The organism is Ruegeria sp. HKCCD7628 (assembly GCF_057221005.1).
The window spans coordinates 430,397-451,785 of the sequence record NZ_JBWVBA010000001.1 but is presented as its reverse complement, the minus strand read 5'-3'; the positions used below and the strand labels follow the sequence as shown (position 1 = coordinate 451,785).

The window sequence follows — 21,389 nt, the reverse complement described above, 5'->3', positions numbered from 1 at the left end:
GGGGTACTGCCTTTTTTGTTATTCGCCCGCCTTGGACGGTGCGTGGGCGGCATCTTGTGCAAGCTCGACCGTCGATGCAACCCGTGCCGCCAATTTTTCAGAGAACCCGGATTGCGCCAGGGTAAAGGCCAGTTTCACGGCGGCTGAAACTCCGGTGGCATCTGCACCGCCATGAGATTTCACGACCGTGCCGTTGAGACCCAGGAAAACCCCGCCATTCACACGGCGCGGGTCGATACGTTTCTTCAACCGGTTCAGCGAGGTGATGGCCAGAACCGACGCCAGCCGGGACAAGGGCGAGTACTTGAATGCCTGACGCAGAAGGTCCCCGATCAAGCTGGCCGTGCCTTCGCCGGTCTTGATTGCGACATTGCCGGTAAACCCGTCGGTTACAATGACATCCGCCTTGTCACCGGGGATGTCGCTCCCTTCAACAAAGCCCACGAAATCAAAGCTGGCCTGTTCCGCAAATTCCGAGATCATGGCGTGCGCTTCTTTCAATTCAGCGCGGCCCTTGTGTTCTTCGGTGCCCACATTCAGCAGGCCGATCCGGGGACGCTCTAGCGCCATGCCGTTGCGCGCGTATGAGGCGCCCATCAACGCGTATTGCAACAGATCCTTCGCGTCGGCGCGCACATCGGCGCCCACATCCAGCATCACGTTGAACCCCTGCGGGTTGCGCGAAGGCCACAGAATCGCGATAGCCGGGCGGTTCACACCCGGCAGTTTGCGCAGCCGTATCATCGACAGCGCCATCAGCGCGCCGGTGTTGCCGCAGGACACTGCACCATGCGCTTCGCCCTGACGCACTGATTCCAGCGTCGACCACATCGAGGTTTGCTTGCCGTTGCGCACAACCTGACTGGGCTTGTCCTCCATGGTGACCACGTCGGTGCAATCACGAAAAACGACGCGCCCGTTCAGGACACGCCGTTTGGCAACAAGCTTGCGAAGCGGGGCTTCAGGCCCGTGCAGGATGAACGCAATATCGGGGTTCTTATCCGCCGATTTGGCAATGCCCGCCACAACAGCGGCGGGTCCCGAATCTCCGCCCATAGCGTCAACCGAGATGGTGATCCGTCCGGCTTGCGAGGGCTGATCCGTCATGCCTTGGCCTGCGCGTTAAAAGGCTTAGGCCGCGTCTTCGTCCAGGTCGATTTCGTCGGCCTGCGCGACGACTTCGCGGTCATCATAGTGGCCGCAGGACGCACATACGTGGTGCGGGCGCTTCAGTTCGCCGCAGTTTGCGCATTCGTTCGGGTTTGCAGCAACCAGAGCGTCGTGTGCGCGACGGTTGTTGCGACGCGACTTGGAAACTTTGTTCTGTTGGACGGCCATGGTCTCAACCTTTGTCTACTGAGGGTCCGCAGATTCGCTGCCGACCGGGTTTCATTCTTCGTTTTTTACGTGGTTTGACGCGCGTTTAGGGGACGAGCCCCGCAATGTCCAACCCAAATTCCGATGAGCGCGCGAAAATACTGCGATTCTCGACATGTTCAAGCGATTTTTCTGAGGGCGTGCTATGACAGGAAATCTGTCCCGTGTCACTCGTCTTTTTTCAGTGCATCGCGCAGACTGGCAAGCCCGGCAAAGGGTTTGGCATCTTCATCTGTCATCGCCTGTTTGCCCGGCTCCGTATAGTCGGCCTGTTCCAGTTCCGCACCGTCCTTGCGGGGATATTGGGGCAGGGCAAGCGACAGGGCCTCGGTCATTACCAGGCCCGGGTCGATCTCGGGACCCAATGGTTCCGACTCGTCGCCTTCGGGGATTTCGAACTCTTCCTCGTCGGGGTCGGTCCAGTCGGCCAGATAGACCCGCGTGACGGGTATATCGATCCGGGTCGTAACGGGTTCGAGCGTGACCACACAGGGTTGAATCACTGTCGCTCCCAGCTTGCCCGCCAGCACCCAGTCGCGGTTACCCTGAGCCCGGACATCGCCAACAAAGCTCAGCTTGCGCAGGCCCAGCAGGCCCAGATCTTCTCGGATAACCGCAAGCTCTTTGGCGTCAGGGCGCAGGTCAAACGGGGTTGATGTGTTTTGGGGCAGGTCGGCCACCCGCAGAGATGTCTGGTTGCTCATTCGTGACCCTTTCCTGTGTTGAACCGGGGCTGCGGTTTGATGTAAGCGGATAGGGTCCGCAAGGGGCCAAGGCAAGAGGGTGCGCATGTTAAAGGTTGTGAACAGGTTGAAACCGGCGTCCAGAACGCTTGTCTTTACGGCCTGTCTGGCGGTGGCTAGCGCTTGTACACCGATTTTCGAGAATCACGGCTATATCCCTCCGGCAGAGGAACTGGCCGAGATAAAGGTCGGCGTCGATACCCGCGACAGCGTGATCGAGGCGGTTGGCGCTCCCAGCTCCTCTGGTGTAGTGCGGGATTCGGGTTTCTACTATGTGCGCTCGAAGGTGCGCCACTACGGCCCCAAGCGACCCGAGGTGGTCGAGCGTCAGTTGGTTGCTATCAGCTTTGACCAGCGGGGCGTGGTCCGAAATATCGAGCGCTTTGGTCTGGAAGACGGTATTATCGTGCAGCTTGACCGGCGTGTCACCGAGTCGAGCATCGAAGGCACGGGCTTTTTGCGTCAGCTTTTGGGTAATATCGGCAACTTCAATCCGGCAAACATTCCAGGCGCGACCAACTAATTCGTGGTTCTGTCTTGCCGTCGTCATGAGACGGTCACACATAGTGTGATACCCACGCGACAAGTTGAAACGGGTCGGCAACCGCGGAGGATGCGACCATGGCTCTATTGCTTGGCAAAGGCCGATATCGCGCGCGTCTGGCGCAAGACGAACAGGATCTGAGGGCGGCTCAGCGGTTACGCACCCTGGCCTTTGCGACGGATCAAACCGACAGTGACGCGTTTGATCCGATCTGTACCCATGTCCTGGTCGAGGATACCAGATCAGACGGGCGCCTGGTGTGCTGCTTTCGCATGTTCACGATGGAAAATGGGGCCGAGGTCGGTCGCAGCTATTCCGCTCAGTTTTACGATTTGTCCGCACTTGAGGATTTTCAGGGGCGGATGATCGAAATGGGGCGGTTCTGCATCCATCCCGATTGGACTGATCCCGATATCCTACGCATGGCCTGGGGGGCGATGACGGCCTATGTGGATCAGAACAACATCGAAATGCTATTTGGCTGTTCATCTTTTGCTGGCACCGAGACAGACAAGTATCTGGACGCGTTCGCAATGCTCAAACACCGCCATCTGGCGCCGAAACGCTGGCTGCCACGGGTCAAGGCGCCCGACGTGTTCCGCTTTGCCGCGCGTCTGCAGAGGCGGCCTGATGCGAAAAAGGCGATGCTGCGGATGCCGCCCTTGCTACGCACCTATCTGATGATGGGCGGCTGGGTCAGTGATCATGCGGTGGTGGACCGGCACATGAACACGCTGCACGTGTTCACCGGGCTTGAAATCGGGGCGATTCCGCCGGAGCGCAAACGGTTGCTGCGCACAGTGGCCGGGTAATCATCGTTGACGCCTGTGCCGTGCCGGTTTAGCTGGCGGGCATGGCGAGAATTCCTTTGTTGCAGATGTCCGGCATTTCCCTGACCTTCGGGGGCGATCCGGTGTTTTCCGAGCTTGATCTGGTGGTTCAACCCGGCGACCGTGTGGCGTTGGTGGGGCGCAACGGGTCCGGCAAATCGACCCTTATGAAAGTGATGGCCGGTCTGGTCGAACCGGATCAGGGCGACATCGTTGTGCCTCCGGGCAAGTCGGTCGGTTATATGGAGCAAGACCCGGGCATGGAGGGCTTTGCCACGCTGGGCGACTATGCCTCCAGCGGGCTAGAGCCGGGCGAACTGTATAAAGTCGAGCGCGCAGGCGAGGGGTTGAAGTTTGATCCAGCGCGCCCGGTTGAAACCGCCTCAGGCGGGGAGCGCCGCCGCGCGGCGTTGGCCAAGTTGATGGCCGAAGCGCCCGACCTGATGCTGCTGGACGAACCGACCAACCATCTGGATATCGAGGCGATTGCCTGGCTTGAACGCGAATTGGGCGCGACCCGTGCGGCTTATGTGCTGATCTCGCACGACCGCGCCTTTTTGCGTGCTTTGACCCGTGCGACTCTGTGGATCGACCGAGGCGCGGTGCGGCGGCAGGAACAGGGGTTCGACGCGTTCGAGGCATGGCGCGACAAGATCTGGGAAGAAGAGGATCAACAGCGCCACAAGCTGAACCGCCTGATCAAGTCCGAGGCGAAATGGGCCGTCGAAGGCATCAGCGCCCGCCGCAAACGCAATCAGGGCCGGGTGCGTGCCTTGCAAGCGTTGCGGGCCGAAAAATCGGCGCAGATCAAACGTCAGGGCTCGGCCGCGATGACGCTTGAGGCGGGGCCGAAATCCGGGCGAAAAGTAATCGAAGCCAAAGGCTTGGCCAAGGCATTTGATGCAAAACCCATCGTGCGGAACTTTGACCTTTTGGTGCAGCGCGGTGATCGTGTGGCCTTTGTCGGCCCCAACGGCGTGGGCAAGACGACGCTACTGAAAATGCTGCTGGGTCAGGAAACCCCGGATGAGGGCTCGATCACGCTGGGCACCAATCTTGAGGTCGCGGTCTTCGACCAGACCCGTGCCCAATTGGACCCCGAGATGACCCTGTGGGACAGCCTGACCGGGGATCCCGAAATGCGGGTTTCGGGCAAGGCCGATCAAGTCATGGTGGGCGGACAGCCCAAACATGTGGTGGGTTACCTCAAGGAATTCCTGTTCGACGAACGGCAGGCACGGGCGGCGGTTAAGTCCCTTTCGGGGGGCGAGAAAGCGCGGCTTTTGCTGGCCAAGCTGATGGCCAAAACCTCGAACCTGCTGGTGTTGGACGAACCGACCAACGATCTGGACGTGGAAACGCTGGACCTGCTGCAAGAGCTGCTGGACGACTATGACGGCACCGTTTTGCTGGTCAGCCACGACCGCGATTTTCTGGACCGTGTCGCTACGACGACCATCGCCATGGAAGGCAATGGCCGCGCCACGGTCTATGCGGGCGGTTGGTCGGATTACATCGCGCAGCGCGGCGATCTCCTGCCTAATAGGGAAGAGAAATCAAAGTCTTACAAGCCGAAGATCAAGCAGGAGGCACAGCCGAAATCGGGGCTTTCCTTCTCGGAAAAACACCGTCTTGAAAAGCTGCCTGCCGAAATGGAACGGCTTGAGGCCGAGATCGGCAAGCTTGAGGAACTCATGTCCGACCCCGAGCTGTTCACCCGCGAACCGGTGAAATTCCAGAAAGCAACCGAGGCTTTGGTCGAGCGGCAGGAAAAACTCGCCGCTGCTGAAGAGGAATGGCTGATGCTGGAAGAAAAGGCCGAGGGCGCTTAGGCTGGCAGAGCGCGGGCTGGGTTTCCAACCACGGTCTGCCCGGCGGCGACATCCTTTGTGACCACGCTGCCCGCGCCGATGGTGGCATTGTCGCCGATGGTGATACCAGGCAACAGGATTGCTCCGCCTCCGATCCAGACGTGTTTGCCGATTGTGACAGGCAAACCAACCTCCAGCCCCTGCGCGCGGTCTGCCGGATCTTTGGCATGTTGGGCGCAATAAATCTGTACATGGGGCCCGAACATCGTATCGTCGCCGATCCGGACCGGGGCCGTATCCAGAACGACGCAACCGGCGTTGAAATAAACTCTGTCACCCAGATGAATGTTCATCCCATAGGCACAGTGAAACGGTGCTTCTAGCAAACAGTCCGCGCCCACATGACCCAAGAGGGTGCGGAGTTCCGGCCCCATGTCGGTGCGCCGGTCCGGTGAGCTGGTGTTGTGCGCATGAACGCGCGTCTGGCTTGATCGCGCAAGGCGTTCAGTTCCGGGTCCAGACAACAATACCACTGCCCGGCCTCCATTTTCTCGCGTTCGGTCATGAGGCAGGCTTACCGCATCCTGAGCGCACCGTCGATGCGGATGACCTCTCCGTTAAGATAGCCCATTTCCACGATGAACCCGACGAGTCGCCCGTATTCGCGCGGATCGCCCAGACGAGCAGGGTTGGGCACATCGGCGGCCAGCTGTTGCTGTACCTCTTCAGGCAGCCCAGCCAGCATGGGGGTCATGAAGATGCCCGGCGCAATTGCCATCACACGAATGCCCGAGGACGCCAGATCGCGCGCCATGGGCAGGGTCATGCCTACGACCCCGCCTTTCGAAGCCGCGTAAGCGGCCTGGCCTTTTTGTCCATCAAACGCAGCGATTGAGGCGGTATTGATGATCACACCACGCGCGCCATCGGGTTCGGGGTCATTCTTGGCCATCTCGACCGCCGCCAGGCGGGATACGTTGAATGTGCCGACTAAGTTGATGTCTATGGTGCGTTGAAACGCGTCCAGAGGATGTGGGCCCTCTCGTCCAACTGTCTTGACGCCCACAGCGATCCCGGCGCAGTTCACGGCTGCGGTAATGCGTCCCATCCGCTCAACTGCGAAGGCCATTGCTTTGGAAACAGATGCTTCGTCGGTGACGTCCGTTGGTGTGAAATGGCCACCGATCTCGGCTGCGACCTGCGGGCCACGGTCGGCATCGCGGTCCAGAATCGTTACCTGCGCGCCCTTATCCGCGAAATGGCGTGCTGTAGCTTCGCCCAGTCCCGAGGCGCCTCCGGTGATCACGGCGGCGGTGTTCGATAGCTGCATTGCAGGTTCCTCCGAGTGATATGAACAAGTGTTCATTAACTTGGCAACCCCCTCGGTGTCCAGTGATCGAGCATGGGTTTGTTGTGTCTGGGGCGCAAAACCTAAAGGTATTCTCATATTCGGTTAATCCGCCTTTCACGCCCGGTCGCCACTTCGTGACTGAAGAAATTCGGGAATTTGAGTGTTTTGCGATTGGAGGTGCTGTGATGCGAAAATTTTTGAAAGGTAGTGCTTGCGGGCTGCTTGTCGTCCCGTTGGCTGGAGTAATTTATGTAGGCGAGGTCGCTGCTGCGACAGAGACCTGTAACTGGAAAACGGCGCGCGACGCGACCAAACGAGGAGACTACGCGTCTCTGTGCGAATGCGCGCAAGTAACACCCAGCTTTCTGGAACGTCTGCAGCGACAGGCGGATTTCGATACCACGCTGCGGGTCACCAGCGAACAATGCCCGGGCCTGACCGGTTTGCTGACCGATCTTCCGACTGCTTCGATAGGTGCAACGGGTTTGAACGGAGAAAGCCGCAGCAGCGAACAGTTCGCGGATGCTGGTCCCGGAGCAGGGGGCGGCGGCCCCGGTGATGGCGGCGGCGATGGCCCCGGCAATGGTGGCGGCGGCGGTGATGGCCCCGGTAATGGCGGCGGTGGCGATGGTCCCGGTAATGGCGGCGGTGGCGACGGCCCCGGTAACGGCGGCGGCGGCGATGGTCCCGGTAACGGCGGCGGCGGCGATGGTCCCGGTAATGGCGGCGGTGGCGATGGCCCCGGTAACGGCGGCGGTGGCGATGGCCCTGGTAACGGAGGTGGCGGCGATGGCCCCGGTAATGGCGGCGGTGGCAACGGCGGCAACAACGGAGGCCCTGGTAACGGCAACGGCAATGGTGGCAACCCCGGAAACGGTGGTGGCAACAACGGGGGTTCTGGTCCGGGCACCGGCAACGGCGGCGGTAACAATGGGCAGGGCGGCGGCTCTGGAAACGGCGGCGGCGGCAACGGAAATGGCGGAAACAACGGAGGCGGTAACGGCGCTGGCGGTCAGGGGAACGGAGGCAACAATGGTGGCCCCGGTAACGGTAATGGAAACAACGGTAACCCCGGCAATGGCGGCGGCAACACTGGCGGTTCCGGCCCCGGCACCGGTAATGGCGGCAGCAACAATGGTCAGGGCGGCGGCTCGGGCAATGGAGGTGGTGGCAATCGCAACGGTGGGAACAATGGCAACCGTGGGAACCGTTAACTTAACCCGCATATGAAATGACAACGCCCACCCTGCAAGGTGGCCGTTTTTTCAGGAACAGGCGTATGGGTTTTAGCCCAGTTGCACCAAAGCGTGACGTTTCTTCCCGGCGCTCAACTTGATCGGCGAAGACAGCGCGTCTGCGTCGATCATCAACCCTGCGTCGGTCAAGGGGGCGTCGTCCAGCTTGGCTCCGTTCTCGGCGATCAGGCGCTTTGCTTCTTTTCCGGACTTGGCCAATCCAGACTTCACGATCAGCTGAACAATCGAGGCAGGCAACTCAGCTGCTCCGACAGTCAGGGTCGGAAGATCATCGCCCACACCGCCTTTTTCGAAGACCTCACGCGCGGTTGCTTCGGCTGTAGCTGCGGCCTCGGCCCCGTGCAGTAGGGTCGTGACTTCGTTGGCGAGGCGGATTTTGGCTTCGTTGATCTCGGACCCTTGCAGCGCGGCCAGGCGGTCGCATTCATCGACGGGCAGTTCGGTGAATATCTTTAGGAAACGCCCTACGTCTGCGTCGGTGGTGTTGCGCCAGAATTGCCAGAATTCATACGCGCTGAGCATGTCTCCGTTTAGCCAGACTGCGCCCCCCTGCGACTTGCCCATCTTGCGGCCGTCACTGGTGGTCAACAGCGGTGTGGTCAGGCCGTAGATCTCGTGATCCAATACGCGGCGGGTCAGGTCGATACCGTTGACGATATTGCCCCACTGGTCCGATCCACCCATCTGCAGAACGCAGCTATAGCGGCGGTTCAGCTCTAGGAAGTCATAGGCCTGCAGGATCATGTAGTTGAATTCGAGGAAGCTCAGCGATTGTTCGCGATCCAGCCGCGATTTTACGGACTCGAAAGACAGCATCCGGTTGACCGAGAAATGCCGCCCGATATCGCGCAGGAAATCGAGGTAATTCAGGCTGTCCAGCCATTCCGCATTGTTCAGCATCAGCGCGCCGGTCTCGCTGTCATCATAGGACAGGTACTTGGCGAACACCTTCTGCATTCCTGCGATATTTGCGTCGATCTGTTCGGGGCCTAGCAGGGGGCGTTCATCCGACCGGAACGAGGGGTCACCCACCTTGGTCGTACCGCCACCCATCAGCGTGATCGGCTTGTGGCCGGTCTTTTGCAGCCAGCGTAGCACCATGATGTTCATCAGGTGGCCCACATGCAGCGACTGCGCCGTTGCGTCATAGCCGATATAAGCTGTTTGCACCCCGCTGATCAGCGCCTCGTCAAGGCCCTGATAATCGGTGCAGTCGGCGAGAAAGCCGCGCTCGATCATCGTGGCGATGAAATCCGATTTGGGGTGGTAGGTCATATCCGTGCCCTTTGGGTTTATGTTGCGGGGCAGTGTATAGGCGGTGGGGGTGGCAAGGAAAAGGCACCTTTTGCACGAAAAGCGCGCGCCACACCCGATGTGGCTTGCACTGTCTTCGCGTTACCGTGCAGGTTGAGGCCAACGCGCCGGATCAACGGGCGTGAGGAACACGAGGGCAAACATGGGTCGGGCGATCAGGAAAACAGGCGCAGTCAGGGCATTGGGCGCCATGTCGGGCACGTCTCTGGACGGTGTTGATACGGCTGTGGTCGAAACCGATGGTGTGCGCATTCTGGGCTTTGGTCCCAGCGGATACCGGGCCTATTCAGATGCCGAGCGCGCCATTTTACGGGCCGCGCTAGGCCAGTGGCACGGGCCCGACGTCGATGCCGCCGCCGAGCTGGTGACGGTTGCCCATGCCGAGGCGCTGTCCGAGTTTGACGAGATCGACCTGATCGGCTTTCACGGCCAGACCCTGGCGCATGAGCCGCGCGGGCGTGGGACGTTGCAAGTGGGCGACGGCGACGGTCTGACACAGGCGCTGGGTGTTCCGGTCGTGTGGGATTTCCGCAGCGACGATGTGGCGATGGGGGGCGAGGGTGCTCCGCTGGCGCCGTTCTTCCATTTTGCCTGCGCCAAGTGGATTGGCGCGACTGAACCCTTGTGTTTTCTTAACTTGGGCGGGGTGGGGAACCTGACCTATGTGGATACCAGCTTTGACGGCCCCGAGGCCCCCGGCGCGCTGCTGGCCTTTGACACCGGCCCGGCCAATGCGCCCGTGGATGACCTGATGCAGGCGCGGCTGGGCCTGCCGATGGACCGGGACGGCGCGCTGGCCCGCCAAGGGTCGGTCGGGGCGGGTGCGCTGGAGCTGTTTCTGTCCGAGCCGTTCTTTCGCAAGATGCCCCCCAAATCGCTGGACCGGAACGACTTTGCCGAGATGATCCGTCTGGTGCAGGAACTCTCGGACGCCGATGCCGTGGCAACCCTGACCGGCATGTGCGCCGCAGGCGTGATGCAGGGGATGGAGCATTGCCCCAAACCCCCCGCGCGTGTGCTGGTGACGGGCGGAGGCCGTCGAAATCCGGTGCTGATGGACATGCTGCGCGCGGGCCTCGATTGCGCGGTCGAGCCGGTCGAGGCCGTGGGTCTGGACGGAGATATGCTGGAAGCCCAAGCCTTCGCCTACCTCGCCGTCCGCGTGGCGCGGGGCCTGCCGACTTCTTGTCCGGGGACAACCGGGGTCAAAGCGCTTGTCGGTGGGGGTGTGGTGAGTAGTGTCGCCGCAGGCTGAGCCGGTTGTATTTTGAGGTACAACCTATAGGTTAGTTAACATGTTTTCGTTTTTGCGTTTTCGGTTTTTGAATGTGCCTGCATCGGCGTGTTTGTTTGTTTTGGCGAGCGTGGGAATAACCAAGGGCGCGGACCAAAAAATTTCTTTTCGTCAGTATATCCGTGGGGTCGAAGCTACACCGTTGTTGTATGAAAACGAGTCCGGGTGCGAAGCGCCCCAAAGGCTTGTTTCGATAACTTTTCAAAAGGAATATGAATCCCTTGGCACCAACTACGATCCATTTTTGCCACCAGAGTCGCGCCGTAAACCGGTCACAGTAAGAAGGTCGGGCAAGATTGAAGAAGACAAAACTGTTACACGGAGCGCAATAACTGTTTCGAGTGCGCGGTTTTCGAACACGGACACAGCTAGGGTGGAGTTTCGGAAGGCCAGCAGCCTTAACTTGAGCGGTAAGCTCTTTTTTTGCGAATATAGCGGATTTCTTGCTTTTGTGCGCGCAACAATTGATTTGTCGGGAGACCTTGGAGATTTCACCGCCGGATCAGATTGGGTGTTGGAGCCATCCACTGATCAACTTCGGATAGGGTATGGAAGTTCCAATCTACTTTCCGAAGAAGGTGAAATAGAATCCACGGGCATATTTCCATTCGATTTTCACCACGGTAACAGTCCTGGAAGTTTGTACATCGAGTTTTTTGCAGCGGATGTTCCTTTCGACCAAAAGAGTGGCGGGGACACGATGCCAGTGGATGTTCGGGCATTTGTGGATTTTGATATCGTGCTGGCGAGCGACATAGATGAATAGCCGAGCATTTCTCTTGTGTGGCGTATTGTTCGTTGTACTAGGCCAAGTTGTTCATGCGCGCGAATGGAAGGTTGTCCCACCAGAAACACCCGACTCCAACGTTTCCATCCAGGTGGCGGAGCATGCTTGCCCCGAACATTTCGACCCGGTTTCATTGTCTGCGGAACTGAAGGGTTTTCGAAAAAATCCAATTGAAGACAAAAAACCGGGCAATTTTTTCCCCGCGGGGTCCAGTCGGGCGAGGTCAGAAGGCGCACCAGATCTCGATACGCGTGTCGCGGTGACGGCGTGTCTGTATCGATCATATTTTCTTCCAATCCAAGCAAGCGTGACGTTTCTTGGCGATTGGGGCGAGGAACGGAAAGAAGCGCTTGAAATCCAACTGAGCGCTGAGAGCCAAGAAGATGGCCTTCGGCTGGAATACAACACATACTTGTTGAGCGGGAGCCGTGCTTTGGATGGTCTGAGGGATGTCGATAAAGAAGCGATTGAGGCCAATGTGGCTGGTTTTCTGGTCTTTCGCGTCGGGTACGATCCTGTGCGCTTGACTGGGGAAAATCACGATGGCGATTTGGTTCATCTGAAATCCGCAAATTTCAGCTTTTTCGTTCCGGTTTTCACAGAATAATCTGCACTAACGCTCAACCGACCGCCCATACTCCACCGAAAACGCACCATACCCGTCTGACGTCGATTTCAAATGCGCTCGGGTCCACTTGTGTAACGCTGGTAGCTGGTGAAAAGGGACATTCGGAAAAGCGTGGTGCTCGGCGTGGTAGGGCATGTTCCAGGCCAGAAAGCGGATCAGGCGGTTGGTGAAGGTGGTGCGGGAATTCTCGAGCATATTTGCGACCGGCGGGCAGAGCCCGTGTTCGGCCAGAAGGTACAGCCTTAGAAAGGGCTGGCCGACTAGAACGGGGAGCAGCCACAGCCACCACAGCACGGGTGATATAAATAGGCTGACAAGCGCTATGGCGTAGAGGCCCAGCAGCACCCGCGCCTCCAGCCGCATGGCTTTGTGCTGACGCGCCGGTAGATAGGGCGCGTTGATCCGGCCACGAACATTTTGCACCAGAACCTGCGCCATGCCGCGCCAATAGGGCCAGCCGCTGAGGTAAATCAGCAGGCTAGGCCAGTTATCGGGCTTGGGTTTGCCACCCAGTTCGGGATCATTCTCGGGGTGGTTGGTCCATTTGTGATGGGCCAGATGAAAATAACGGAACCAGACAAAGGGCAGGGCAATCGGAGTCGCCACCAGATGGCCCACGACCTCATTCATCCAAGGGGATTTGAACGGCGTCTTGTGCGTGCATTCATGGCTGAGGGTAAAGAGGAAGACCAACAGGATACCCTGAGGCAGGATCAGCAAAGGCCAGAAAGGCACCCGCGCGATGATGCCGATACTGGTGGCAGACAACGCCAGTAGATACAGCGCCAGATGCCGCAGCCCGGCCGTGTTGGACCGCTCTTGTAGCTTGTCTTTAGTCTCGGCTGGAATGGACGCGATGAGGGCGCGGTGATCCATGGCTTAGCTCTTGGGTATATCGAAACCCGGCGCAGCCAGCTCGAACCCGTCGAACTCGAACCCCGGAGAAACCGTGCAGCTGACCAGCGTATAGGCGCCAGTACTGCGCGCAGCCTGCCAGTGGTTTTTGGGAACGATCAGTTGGGGCGCGCCTTGGGTTAGATCTGAGGATAGGAAATGTTCGGTCGCCGGGCCGTCATCCGAGGCGCTGAGCGACAATATCAGCGGATCGCCAGCGTGATACAGCCAGATCTCGGTCGCGTCGACACGGTGCCAGTGGCTGCATTCCCCCTCGGCCAGTAGGAAGTAGATACAGGTGCCGGTGGCGCGGCCTGCGTTGTCGGCGCGCCATGTCTCGCGGAACCAGCCGCCTTCGGGGTGCTGTTGCAGGTTCAGGTGGTCGATAATCTCTTGTGCGGTCATGGGGCCCTCGGGGTGTTTGGGGCGATTATGCACGGGATCGCGCGATCCGCTATGGTATTCACGCAGAGGAGGAATATGTTTGCCGCATGACCCTTACGATCCCGTTTGACAACAGCTACGCCCGCCTTCCCAACAGCTTTTACGCTCGGCAGGCCCCGGTGCCAGTGAGAGCGCCGCAACTGATCGCCTTTAACAGCGATCTTGCGGCGATCCTTCGTGTGAGCCCTGGTGAGGTGCAGGATATGGCCGAAGCCTTTGCCGGGAATACGCTACCCGAGGGGGCAGAGCCGATCGCACAGCTTTACTCGGGGCATCAATTCGGCAACTACAATCCCCAGTTGGGAGACGGCCGCGCGGTGCTTTTGGGCGAGACTGTCGGAACAGACGGCGTGCGCCGTGATATTCAGCTGAAGGGATCGGGCCCCACGCCTTTCAGCCGTCAAGGGGACGGGCGCGCATGGCTGGGGCCTGTGCTGCGTGAATATGTGGTATCCGAGGCGATGCACGCGCTGGGCATTCCCACCACACGAGCTCTGGCGGCTGTCGAGACCGGAGAGATCGTGCTGCGCGAGGGCCCAATGCCCGGTGCTGTCCTGACCCGTGTTGCGCGCAGTCATTTGCGTGTGGGGACGTTTCAGGTTTTTGCTGCGCGGGGACAGTTGGACAGCCTGCGCCGCCTGACCGAATACGCGATTGAACGTCACTACCCACAAGCCGATGGACCCATGGGCCTGTTGCGCGCCGTCGTACAGGTGCAGTCCGAGTTGATTGCGGCATGGATGAGTGTTGGTTTCATCCATGGGGTGATGAATACCGATAACTGTTCGATTGCCGGAGAGACAATCGACTACGGCCCTTGTGCGTTCATGGACAGCTATCACCCCAATACGGTCTACAGCTCGATCGATCGGATGGGGCGCTATGCCTATTCGAACCAGCCCGACATCGCTGTCTGGAATCTGGCTCAACTGGCCACCGCCTTGATCCAGCAGATGGAGGACAAGGACGCGGCGGTTGAGGAAGCGACCGAGATCATTCACGCCATGCCCGACCTGTTGCAGCAGAACTGGTTAGCACGTTTCCGGGCCAAGATCGGCCTTGCGACCAAAGAGGATGGCGATCAGCAGATGATCTCGGACCTATTGGCACGGATGGCGCAGGGGCAGGCGGATTTCACCAATACGTTTCGCGCGCTGGGTAGTGACGCGGCGCGGGATCAATTCGCAGATCCTCAGGCATTCGATGCATGGTCCGAGGGGTGGCATTCTCGCTTGGAAAGCGAGGACGACTCAACGGCAACCATGTCCTCTGCGAACCCGGCCTTTATTCCTCGTAATCACCGCGTGGAACAGATGATACAAGCGGCGGTGCAGGGCGACTATGCACCGTTCCAGCGGTTGAATGACGTTCTTTCACGTCCCTATGAAGACCAGCCCGAGGCAGTTGACCTGACACATCCGCCGTCAGAGGCTGAGGTCGTTCACGCCACGTTCTGCGGCACCTGAGGGCGGCCCAGAATCTGGAATTGCAGACAAGCCTCTGACACGTCGATGGGCAAGGTCGGAGATATCAGCCCACTATCCGCCAGCATGACGGATTCGCGTTTGAGCTGGATTTCCCGTCCGGTTTCCGACTTCACATAGGTGCCCGACGTGCTGCGATCCGACAGGATCAGCTTGCCATCCTTCATGGTCAAAACCATGTGCAGGCGGGACACCCATGGTTGGCTCAATACCACGTCGCAATCCGGTGAACGGCCTATCTTTAACTCGCCATTGTCCTGACACCGCCACGAGCGCTCCTCGTGGGACACAACAAGCGTCAGCCCCTCGGGTGCGTTGAAATGCGCCTCGGTTCGACCATAAGACAAGGGCAGCCGCGTCTGGGTGAAAGTGCTCATGGTCGGGCTGACCAGAGAATGCGCGGCGAATAGCTCAGTCAGGCCCTTGAGGTTCAGCCGACCCAGTGGTTTGAGCATGCGGCGCAGGGAATCCGGCAACAACCTGGCGGCATCTTCACTGACGCATGCCTCACCGGGATTTGCCGCCGTTGCAAGGCGGGCGGTGATATTTACGGCCTCGCCATACACCCCTTTTTCGGCCAAAACGATCTGTCCGGAGTGGACGCCCACGTGAACGGACAGAGAAGTTTCAGGCGATCCCTCGATCAGCTCCAGCACTGCGTTTATTGCGGCATTGGCATCCAGAAAGTAGCTAAGGACATCGTCCCCCTTCTGCCCAACCTGCGTGCCGCCATGTTGGCGCAACACATGTCTCAACCGATCCAGTTCAAGTTGGATCAACCTTTGGGCTTCTGTGTCCCCGACAGCCTTGTAGAGCGGCGTGCTTCCCGAGATGTCGGCAATTACCAGAGTGGCGAAGGTGGTTTCCACGTGAAATCCTTAGGTTCAGTTTGCGGCACTCTAGCTGCGCAGAACAGTTTGCACACGCGATTTGCGCTTGTTTAACGCACTTTGTGGCGAAATTATCCTTTGAAAGTTGTTCTGTGCCTAACTCTTGGAAATTTCATGTTGCGCTGGGCGCAGGGCGTGGCACTGTTGGGGCTGATAATCAGCCCCGAACGCTATGACCTCTTTACCCACACTGCGTATTGCCAGCTACAATATCCAGAAATGTGTCGGTTTGGATTTCCGCCGACAGCCGCAGCGTATCATGCAGGTTATCGATAGCATGAAGGCGGATATCGTTGTTCTGCAAGAGGCCGACAAACGCCTGCCGCCGCGCCCGGCAGCCCTGCCGCACTTCATGTTGGACGAGGCCGGTTGGGAGATTGTCGATCTTGGAGGGGCGGGTAGTCTGGGCTGGCATGGCAACGCCGTGATCTGGAAAGGCGGTGCGATTGAGGTGCGTCAGACAGGCCATCACGATCTGCCGGGGCTTGAACCGCGAGGTGCGGTCAGAGTCGAATTTGACACCCCCATCGGCCCTTTGCGAGTCATGGGGATGCATCTGGGTCTATTGCCGGCTTCGCGCCGACAGCAAATTACTCATATCCGCCGATGTGACGAAGACCTGCACGATATGCCTACGGTTTGGGCTGGTGACTTCAATGAATGGTCGCGCCAGCCGGTACTGGACCATCTGGCGCCGGATATGCGTTTCCTGCCTCCGGTCCCCAGCTTTCCCGCCGCACAGCCGCTGGGTGCACTGGACCGGATCGCACTTGGTGCAGGGCTTGAGGCGGTGGTGCATGGTGTCCACGATGCGCGGCCTGCGCATATTGCATCGGATCACTTGCCCATCTGGGCTGATCTGCGGCGCTTGGCCTAAGATACAAATCCCCGGTGGCGCAGAGTGCGCAGACGTACTAAGACAGAGAACCGAATATATCCCCGAGGGTCACTCATGTCCGATACGATCATCGCCCGTTGCGAAGCCAAGGGCCTGCGCATGACAGGTCAGCGTCGTACAATTGCACAGGTGCTGCAACAAAGCGAAGATCATCCGGATGTCGAAGAACTGTATGCCCGCGCCTCAAAGGTCGATGCGGGGATCTCCATCGCCACGGTCTATCGCACTGTAAAACTGTTCGAAGAGGCAGGGATTCTTGAGCGTCTGGAATTCGGCGACGGTCGCGCGCGGTATGAGGATGCTGAACGGGATCACCATGACCACCTGATCGACATGCAAACAGGTCAGGTCATTGAATTCGTAGACCCCGAGATTGAAGCGCTGCAGGAAAAGATTGCTGCCAAGCTGGGGTATAAGCTGAAAGGCCACCGGCTGGAGCTGTACGGCGTTCCGCTGGAACAAGACTGATTCATCACGAATCCCGAACGGTGATCGCACGCGAATTCATGTTTCTCGCGTGGATATCTCTTGCCTGAGTGATGGGCTTGCGATTTCTGTGAAGGGGCGGGCAGCGCTTTTCTGACGGAACGGATCATGAATAACGTAAACGGCATTCTATTGGTCGTCGGCGCAATGGCGGCCTTTGCGCTTGAGGATATGTTCATCAAGCACCTGTCGGTGTCAGTTTCGACCGGTCAGATCATGATTCTTTTGGGCGCGGTCTGTGGATTGCTCTTTGCCATTATGGCAGTCGGCACACGCAAACGGATCTTTGACAGGGTCGCATGGCGCCCTTTGCCGCTGATCCGCGCAGGCAGCGAAGGGATAGGCGCGATTGCTTTCGTGACCGCGCTGGCTCTAGTCGATTTGTCCACGGTGGCTGCGGTATTTCAGGCCATGCCGCTGGCCGTGACTGTCGGGGCGGCGCTGTTTCTGGGGGAACAGGTCGGCTGGCGCAGGTGGAGCGCGGTAGGCGTTGGTTTCGTCGGGGTATTGATGATCATCCGACCGGGGCTTGAAGGGTTTCAGCCTGAGACCCTGTTAGTCGTTATTAGCGTTGTTTGCATTGCCGCGAGGGATCTGATCACGCGTCGATTGGATGCCGACATTGCGTCGTCGGTTGTGGCTCTGCAGGCTTTTATCGCGGCGATTTTGGGTGGGCTGGTGCTTATGGTAGTTCAGACGCAACCGCTTGTCCCACTTGGTTTTGCGCAGATGGCGCCACTGATCGGGGCCGTCATCTTCAGTGTCATCGGCTACTATGGCATCGTCACCGCTATGCGAGTGGGCGATGCGTCGGCGCTGACTCCGTTCCGCTACACGCGATTGGTTTTTTCGATTGCCGCGGGCATGATTATGTTTGGAGAGCGACCGGACCTGATGACGATTGCAGGGGCCTCACTCATCCTTGGCTCGGGCCTTTACACTTTCCTGCGGGAACGTCGTTTGGCGCGGGATATGGCCGCTGTGGCCTGACGGATCGTCGCAGGTTTGCGCAAACACCTGCCGTGAATCATGTTAGCGATAACATGCGTGGTTTACTTTTTGCCTCGTGATGCTATGAGGCGTGCAACTTATTGCAGCCACAGGGACGGGCCTCATGAGCACGATTATCGACATCCACGCACGCGAAATTCTGGACAGCCGGGGCAACCCGACGGTCGAGGTGGACGTGATCCTGGAAGACGGAACCATGGGCCGGGCGGCTGTGCCCTCGGGCGCGTCCACAGGGGCCTATGAGGCGGTGGAAAAGCGCGACGGTGATAAGGCGCGCTATATGGGCAAGGGCGTGCTGGAAGCGGTTGCTGCCGTGAACGGCGAGATCGCCGAGGAACTGGTGGGTTTTGACGCTACTGAACAGGTTGCCATCGACCAGGCGATGATCGAACTGGACGGGACCGAGAACAAGGGCCGTCTGGGCGCAAATGCCATTTTGGGCGTGTCGCTGGCCACAGCCAAGGCGGCGGCGGATTTTACCACCCAGCCTCTGTACCGCTATGTTGGCGGCACCTCTGCCCGCGTTCTGCCGGTGCCGATGATGAACATCATCAATGGTGGCGAGCATGCGGATAACCCGATCGACATTCAGGAATTCATGATCATGCCGACCTCGGCCAGCAATATCCGCGAGGCGGTGCGCATGGGGTCCGAAGTGTTCCACACACTGAAAAAAGAACTGTCCTCAGCCGGACTGGCCACCGGTGTCGGCGATGAGGGCGGCTTTGCGCCGAACATCGCCTCGACCCGCGAGGCGCTGGATTTCATCCTGAAGTCCATCGAAAAGGCGGGCTACAAGCCGGGTGAGGAAATCCATCTGGCGTTGGATTGCGCCGCCACGGAATACTACAAAGACGGCAAGTACGTGCTGGCGGGCGAGGGGATCACACTGACGTCCGAGGAAAACGCGGCCTATTTGGCAGCGCTGGTCAATGACTACCCGATCATCTCGATCGAAGACGGCATGTCCGAGGATGACTGGGACGGTTGGAAAGCCCTGACCGACGCCATCGGCAACGAGGTGCAACTGGTGGGTGACGACCTGTTCGTGACCAACCCCGAACGTCTGGCCGAAGGCATTGATCGCGGCTGCGCCAACTCGATGCTGGTTAAGGTGAACCAGATCGGCTCGCTGACCGAAACGTTGCGCGCCGTCGATATGGCGCACCGTGCGCGCTACACCAACGTGATGTCCCACCGCTCGGGCGAGACTGAGGACGCGACCATTGCCGATCTGGCCGTAGCGACGAACTGTGGCCAGATCAAAACCGGCAGCCTCGCGCGCTCGGACCGTTTGGCCAAGTATAACCAGCTGATCCGCATCGAAGAGTCACTGGGTGAAGTGGCCGATTACGCCGGGGCGTCGATCCTGAAGCGCTGATCAGCGTGAAACAGATAAATCTGACCCGGTCTTTCAAGGAAGGCCGGGTTTTTCATTTTGAAACCCGAATCCTGTGGCAACTAGAGAGCTGTGTGCCTTTAGTCGCACCCCCGAAGTACGCTGCCGGGCCGTTCTTGTTCGCCTCAAAATTGCAGTCAGGTGACGCTAGGTAAAGAATCTTCAATTATTTCTAGAAAAATTGTGCTTCGATTCTAATCCCTTGGCATAAGATTGAGGCCATAACTCCAATTATGTGTGAACTTTTACCTATTAGCGAGACCCCGCCGCCAAGTATCTTGGAGGAACTACAGAAAAGGAGAATACCATGTCAGGTTCGAAATTCCTTCTCGCGGTTTCGTTGATCGGTACTGTTTTCATGGCGGCCTGTTCGGCGCCCGGAGTGTACCCAATTTCAGGTCAGTCGGTCTCGACTTCCGACCCCGTGAAGAACATGGATTCCCCCACCTATATGTACAGCGGTGAAATGCGCTAAGGCGCGTTCTCCGGGGGGCTGAACAAACAATTGCTATCAGAGCTTTTTGCTCATCAAAACATACCGATCGCGCGGTTTGAAGCCAGTGCGCATATACAATTTCTGCGCGGTTTCATTGGTGCGGTCGACCTCAAGATGCAAAGCGGTTAGCCCGGCTCCGGCCAAGGCTTTCGGCAAATCTAACAGGACCTCTGTGGCGATGCCGCGCCCGCGCACTGCGGGGCGGATGTAAATCTCGTCGATGAAGGCATCCATGCCGCCGAACTCGATTGACCAGCCGAAGGTCAGTATGACGTAGCCAAGCGGCGCACGGGCAGGGCCAATCAGGTAGACGCAGCCATGTGGAATGCCCTCAAGCAGCGGTGCCAGTGCTGCGCGCCTGTGATCGGTATCTTGGTCGATGCCAGCTTCGGCGTGGAATGCCGAGACGAGGCCGATCAACCTGTCCAAATCCTCGGGGCGGGCGAGTTTTAATGCTGCGCTCATAGTCTTGCCAGCCTTTCGGTGAGCAGGTCAAAGAACCCCTGCGCGTCGACGTCACCCATGAACATGGCGTTTGCAGGGCGATCTGTGACGCGCCACCAATCGGCTACGGTCATCCCCAGTGTCAGCTCCGATTGGGTTTCGATCTCGACATTGATAAGGCGACCCGAGAACAGTTCGGGGCGGATCAGATAGGCGGTGACGCAGGGATCGTGCAAGGGTGCGCCCTCCGATCCGTATTTTTCCTTGTCGAACCGTTCGAAGAAATCAGTCATCTCGGCCACTGCGTGTCCGACCTTGCTGTCCAGCGCGCGGAAGGCGTCGTTGCGGTGTGGCGTGACCAGCGCGTCATGGGTCACGTCCAGTGGCATAACGACGATGGGCGCGCCGGATTTGAACACGATATCAGCGGCTTCTGGATCGACATAGATATTGAATTCCGCCGCCGGAGTGATGTTGCCGACCTCGAAATAGGCGCCGCCCATCAGGATGATTTCCTGTATGCGGTCGACGATATCAGGGGCCTTGGTGAAAGCCGTCGCGATATTGGTGAGGGGGCCCAGCGGGCACAGTGTCACCGTGCCCGGTTCCTGCGCGCGCAGGGTGTCGATGATGAAATCAACCGCGTGCCCTTGGGCCAGCGGCATTTGCGGATTGGGCAGAATGGGACCGTCCAGGCCGGTTTTGCCGTGCACATGTTCTGCCGTAACCAGGGGGCGGTTCAGTGGCCGATCACAACCTGCAAAAACCGGCACGTCCGTGTGGCCGGCCAGTTCGCAGACGATGCGCGCGTTCTTGGCGGTCAGCTCAAGTGGCACGTTTCCGGCGACAGCGGTGATGCCCAGCACGTCGATCTCATCCGGGCTGGCCAGCGCCAACAGGATGGCGACGGCGTCGTCCTGACCGGGGTCGGTGTCGATTATGATTTTGCGCGGCATGGGGGTCTCCGAGGGGCTAGAAGCGCGGACACTCGCAAGTGTCACAGCACTT

General features: G+C 59.0%; 25 protein-coding genes. 13 read left to right on the top strand and 12 right to left on the bottom strand.

The window, feature by feature from the left end:
* Nucleotides 1-18: 18 nt before the first annotated feature.
* From plsX to AC2TAD_RS02235, 3 genes are all read right to left on the bottom strand, one after another.
* Complete coding sequence (plsX, locus tag AC2TAD_RS02245) at nucleotides 19-1,107, bottom strand: phosphate acyltransferase PlsX (protein ID WP_170354442.1); 1,089 nt, start codon at nucleotides 1,105-1,107, stop codon at nucleotides 19-21.
* Between the two features lie 24 nt (nucleotides 1,108-1,131).
* Entirely contained in the window at nucleotides 1,132-1,338 is a 207-nt protein-coding gene (rpmF, locus tag AC2TAD_RS02240; protein WP_037316137.1) for a 50S ribosomal protein L32, read from the bottom strand.
* Nucleotides 1,339-1,544: 206 nt separating this feature from the next.
* The gene (locus tag AC2TAD_RS02235; protein ID WP_480865719.1) at nucleotides 1,545-2,081 is read right to left on the bottom strand and encodes a YceD family protein; all 537 of its coding nucleotides are present in this window, start codon (nucleotides 2,079-2,081) and stop codon (nucleotides 1,545-1,547) included.
* 85 nt (nucleotides 2,082-2,166) lie between these two features.
* Here AC2TAD_RS02235 and AC2TAD_RS02230 point away from each other — a divergent pair, with 85 nt between their 5' ends.
* The 3 genes from AC2TAD_RS02230 to AC2TAD_RS02220 all read left to right on the top strand — a co-directional run bounded on the left by AC2TAD_RS02230 (nucleotide 2,167) and on the right by AC2TAD_RS02220 (nucleotide 5,326).
* Nucleotides 2,167-2,643 (top strand): outer membrane protein assembly factor BamE domain-containing protein, encoded by a 477-nt coding sequence (locus AC2TAD_RS02230; RefSeq protein ID WP_170354440.1) that lies wholly within the window; start codon nucleotides 2,167-2,169, stop codon nucleotides 2,641-2,643.
* Nucleotides 2,644-2,741: 98 nt separating this feature from the next.
* Nucleotides 2,742-3,476, top strand: a complete 735-nt coding sequence (locus AC2TAD_RS02225) for a GNAT family N-acetyltransferase (protein ID WP_480865718.1) — start codon at nucleotides 2,742-2,744, stop codon at nucleotides 3,474-3,476.
* 41 nt (nucleotides 3,477-3,517) lie between these two features.
* The gene (locus AC2TAD_RS02220) at nucleotides 3,518-5,326 is read left to right on the top strand and encodes an ABC-F family ATP-binding cassette domain-containing protein (protein ID WP_480865717.1); all 1,809 of its coding nucleotides are present in this window, start codon (nucleotides 3,518-3,520) and stop codon (nucleotides 5,324-5,326) included.
* On the opposite strand, the gene AC2TAD_RS02215 is transcribed toward AC2TAD_RS02220, so the two are convergent.
* From AC2TAD_RS02215 to AC2TAD_RS02205, 3 genes are all read right to left on the bottom strand, one after another.
* On the bottom strand, nucleotides 5,323-5,571 hold the full coding sequence (locus AC2TAD_RS02215) for a DapH/DapD/GlmU-related protein (RefSeq protein ID WP_480866636.1): 249 nt from the start codon (nucleotides 5,569-5,571) through the stop codon (nucleotides 5,323-5,325). The two genes, AC2TAD_RS02220 and AC2TAD_RS02215, sit on opposite strands and share 4 nt — an antisense overlap.
* A 113-nt stretch (nucleotides 5,572-5,684) precedes the next feature.
* Nucleotides 5,685-5,852: a maltose acetyltransferase domain-containing protein gene (locus tag AC2TAD_RS02210; protein WP_480866635.1), complete on the bottom strand. Its 168-nt coding sequence runs from the start codon at nucleotides 5,850-5,852 to the stop codon at nucleotides 5,685-5,687.
* Nucleotides 5,853-5,879: 27 nt separating this feature from the next.
* Entirely contained in the window at nucleotides 5,880-6,635 is a 756-nt protein-coding gene (locus AC2TAD_RS02205) for a 3-hydroxyacyl-CoA dehydrogenase (protein WP_480865716.1), read from the bottom strand.
* 206 nt (nucleotides 6,636-6,841) lie between these two features.
* Between AC2TAD_RS02205 and AC2TAD_RS02200 the strand changes: the two genes are divergently transcribed.
* Nucleotides 6,842-7,870 (top strand): hypothetical protein, encoded by a 1,029-nt coding sequence (locus AC2TAD_RS02200; protein ID WP_480865715.1) that lies wholly within the window; start codon nucleotides 6,842-6,844, stop codon nucleotides 7,868-7,870.
* Between the two features lie 72 nt (nucleotides 7,871-7,942).
* Here AC2TAD_RS02200 and tyrS read toward each other — a convergent pair whose 3' ends face one another.
* Nucleotides 7,943-9,187: a tyrosine--tRNA ligase gene (tyrS, locus tag AC2TAD_RS02195; RefSeq protein WP_170752715.1), complete on the bottom strand. Its 1,245-nt coding sequence runs from the start codon at nucleotides 9,185-9,187 to the stop codon at nucleotides 7,943-7,945.
* A 181-nt stretch (nucleotides 9,188-9,368) separates the two neighbouring features.
* Here tyrS and AC2TAD_RS02190 point away from each other — a divergent pair, with 181 nt between their 5' ends.
* From AC2TAD_RS02190 to AC2TAD_RS02180, 3 genes are read left to right on the top strand one after another with little or no spacing between them, the layout of a single operon-like run.
* Nucleotides 9,369-10,481, top strand: coding sequence for an anhydro-N-acetylmuramic acid kinase (locus AC2TAD_RS02190; protein ID WP_480865714.1), 1,113 nt, complete (start codon nucleotides 9,369-9,371; stop codon nucleotides 10,479-10,481).
* A gap of 40 nt (nucleotides 10,482-10,521) precedes the next feature.
* Nucleotides 10,522-11,286, top strand: a complete 765-nt coding sequence (locus AC2TAD_RS02185; RefSeq protein ID WP_480865713.1) for a hypothetical protein — start codon at nucleotides 10,522-10,524, stop codon at nucleotides 11,284-11,286.
* Nucleotides 11,279-11,914, top strand: a complete 636-nt coding sequence (locus AC2TAD_RS02180; RefSeq protein WP_480865712.1) for a hypothetical protein — start codon at nucleotides 11,279-11,281, stop codon at nucleotides 11,912-11,914. Before AC2TAD_RS02185 ends, AC2TAD_RS02180 begins: the two co-directional genes overlap by 8 nt.
* Before the next feature lie 6 nt (nucleotides 11,915-11,920).
* Here the strand turns inward: AC2TAD_RS02180 and AC2TAD_RS02175 are convergent, their stop codons facing one another.
* Together AC2TAD_RS02175 and AC2TAD_RS02170 are read right to left on the bottom strand one after the other, a co-directional pair.
* Nucleotides 11,921-12,811: a fatty acid desaturase gene (locus AC2TAD_RS02175; RefSeq protein WP_480865711.1), complete on the bottom strand. Its 891-nt coding sequence runs from the start codon at nucleotides 12,809-12,811 to the stop codon at nucleotides 11,921-11,923.
* A gap of 3 nt (nucleotides 12,812-12,814) precedes the next feature.
* Entirely contained in the window at nucleotides 12,815-13,234 is a 420-nt protein-coding gene (locus AC2TAD_RS02170) for a cupin domain-containing protein (RefSeq protein ID WP_480844877.1), read from the bottom strand.
* A gap of 86 nt (nucleotides 13,235-13,320) precedes the next feature.
* Here AC2TAD_RS02170 and AC2TAD_RS02165 point away from each other — a divergent pair, with 86 nt between their 5' ends.
* Nucleotides 13,321-14,739 (top strand): protein adenylyltransferase SelO, encoded by a 1,419-nt coding sequence (locus tag AC2TAD_RS02165; RefSeq protein ID WP_480865710.1) that lies wholly within the window; start codon nucleotides 13,321-13,323, stop codon nucleotides 14,737-14,739.
* Here AC2TAD_RS02165 and AC2TAD_RS02160 read toward each other — a convergent pair.
* Nucleotides 14,715-15,626 (bottom strand): FHA domain-containing protein, encoded by a 912-nt coding sequence (locus tag AC2TAD_RS02160; RefSeq protein WP_480865709.1) that lies wholly within the window; start codon nucleotides 15,624-15,626, stop codon nucleotides 14,715-14,717. The two genes, AC2TAD_RS02165 and AC2TAD_RS02160, sit on opposite strands and share 25 nt — an antisense overlap.
* Nucleotides 15,627-15,819: 193 nt before the next feature.
* On the opposite strand from AC2TAD_RS02160, the gene AC2TAD_RS02155 reads away from it, so the two are divergent.
* From AC2TAD_RS02155 to AC2TAD_RS02135, 5 genes are all read left to right on the top strand, one after another.
* Complete coding sequence (locus tag AC2TAD_RS02155; protein WP_480865708.1) at nucleotides 15,820-16,524, top strand: endonuclease/exonuclease/phosphatase family protein; 705 nt, start codon at nucleotides 15,820-15,822, stop codon at nucleotides 16,522-16,524.
* Between the two features lie 75 nt (nucleotides 16,525-16,599).
* Nucleotides 16,600-17,013, top strand: coding sequence for a Fur family transcriptional regulator (locus AC2TAD_RS02150; RefSeq protein ID WP_170752731.1), 414 nt, complete (start codon nucleotides 16,600-16,602; stop codon nucleotides 17,011-17,013).
* Between the two features lie 126 nt (nucleotides 17,014-17,139).
* Entirely contained in the window at nucleotides 17,140-18,021 is an 882-nt protein-coding gene (locus AC2TAD_RS02145) for a DMT family transporter (RefSeq protein WP_480865707.1), read from the top strand.
* Nucleotides 18,022-18,145: 124 nt separating this feature from the next.
* Nucleotides 18,146-19,423: a phosphopyruvate hydratase gene (gene eno, locus AC2TAD_RS02140; RefSeq protein ID WP_480865706.1), complete on the top strand. Its 1,278-nt coding sequence runs from the start codon at nucleotides 18,146-18,148 to the stop codon at nucleotides 19,421-19,423.
* 325 nt (nucleotides 19,424-19,748) lie between these two features.
* Nucleotides 19,749-19,916 carry a hypothetical protein gene (locus tag AC2TAD_RS02135; protein ID WP_170354408.1) on the top strand — a complete coding sequence of 56 codons (168 nt, stop codon included), beginning with the start codon at nucleotides 19,749-19,751 and terminating at the stop codon, nucleotides 19,914-19,916.
* A gap of 36 nt (nucleotides 19,917-19,952) precedes the next feature.
* Here AC2TAD_RS02135 and AC2TAD_RS02130 read toward each other — a convergent pair whose 3' ends face one another.
* Nucleotides 19,953-20,402 carry a GNAT family N-acetyltransferase gene (locus AC2TAD_RS02130; protein ID WP_480865705.1) on the bottom strand — a complete coding sequence of 150 codons (450 nt, stop codon included), beginning with the start codon at nucleotides 20,400-20,402 and terminating at the stop codon, nucleotides 19,953-19,955.
* Entirely contained in the window at nucleotides 20,399-21,337 is a 939-nt protein-coding gene (locus AC2TAD_RS02125) for a nucleoside hydrolase (RefSeq protein WP_480865704.1), read from the bottom strand. The genes AC2TAD_RS02130 and AC2TAD_RS02125 overlap by 4 nt, the downstream gene beginning before the upstream one ends.
* Nucleotides 21,338-21,389: the final 52 nt, after the last annotated feature.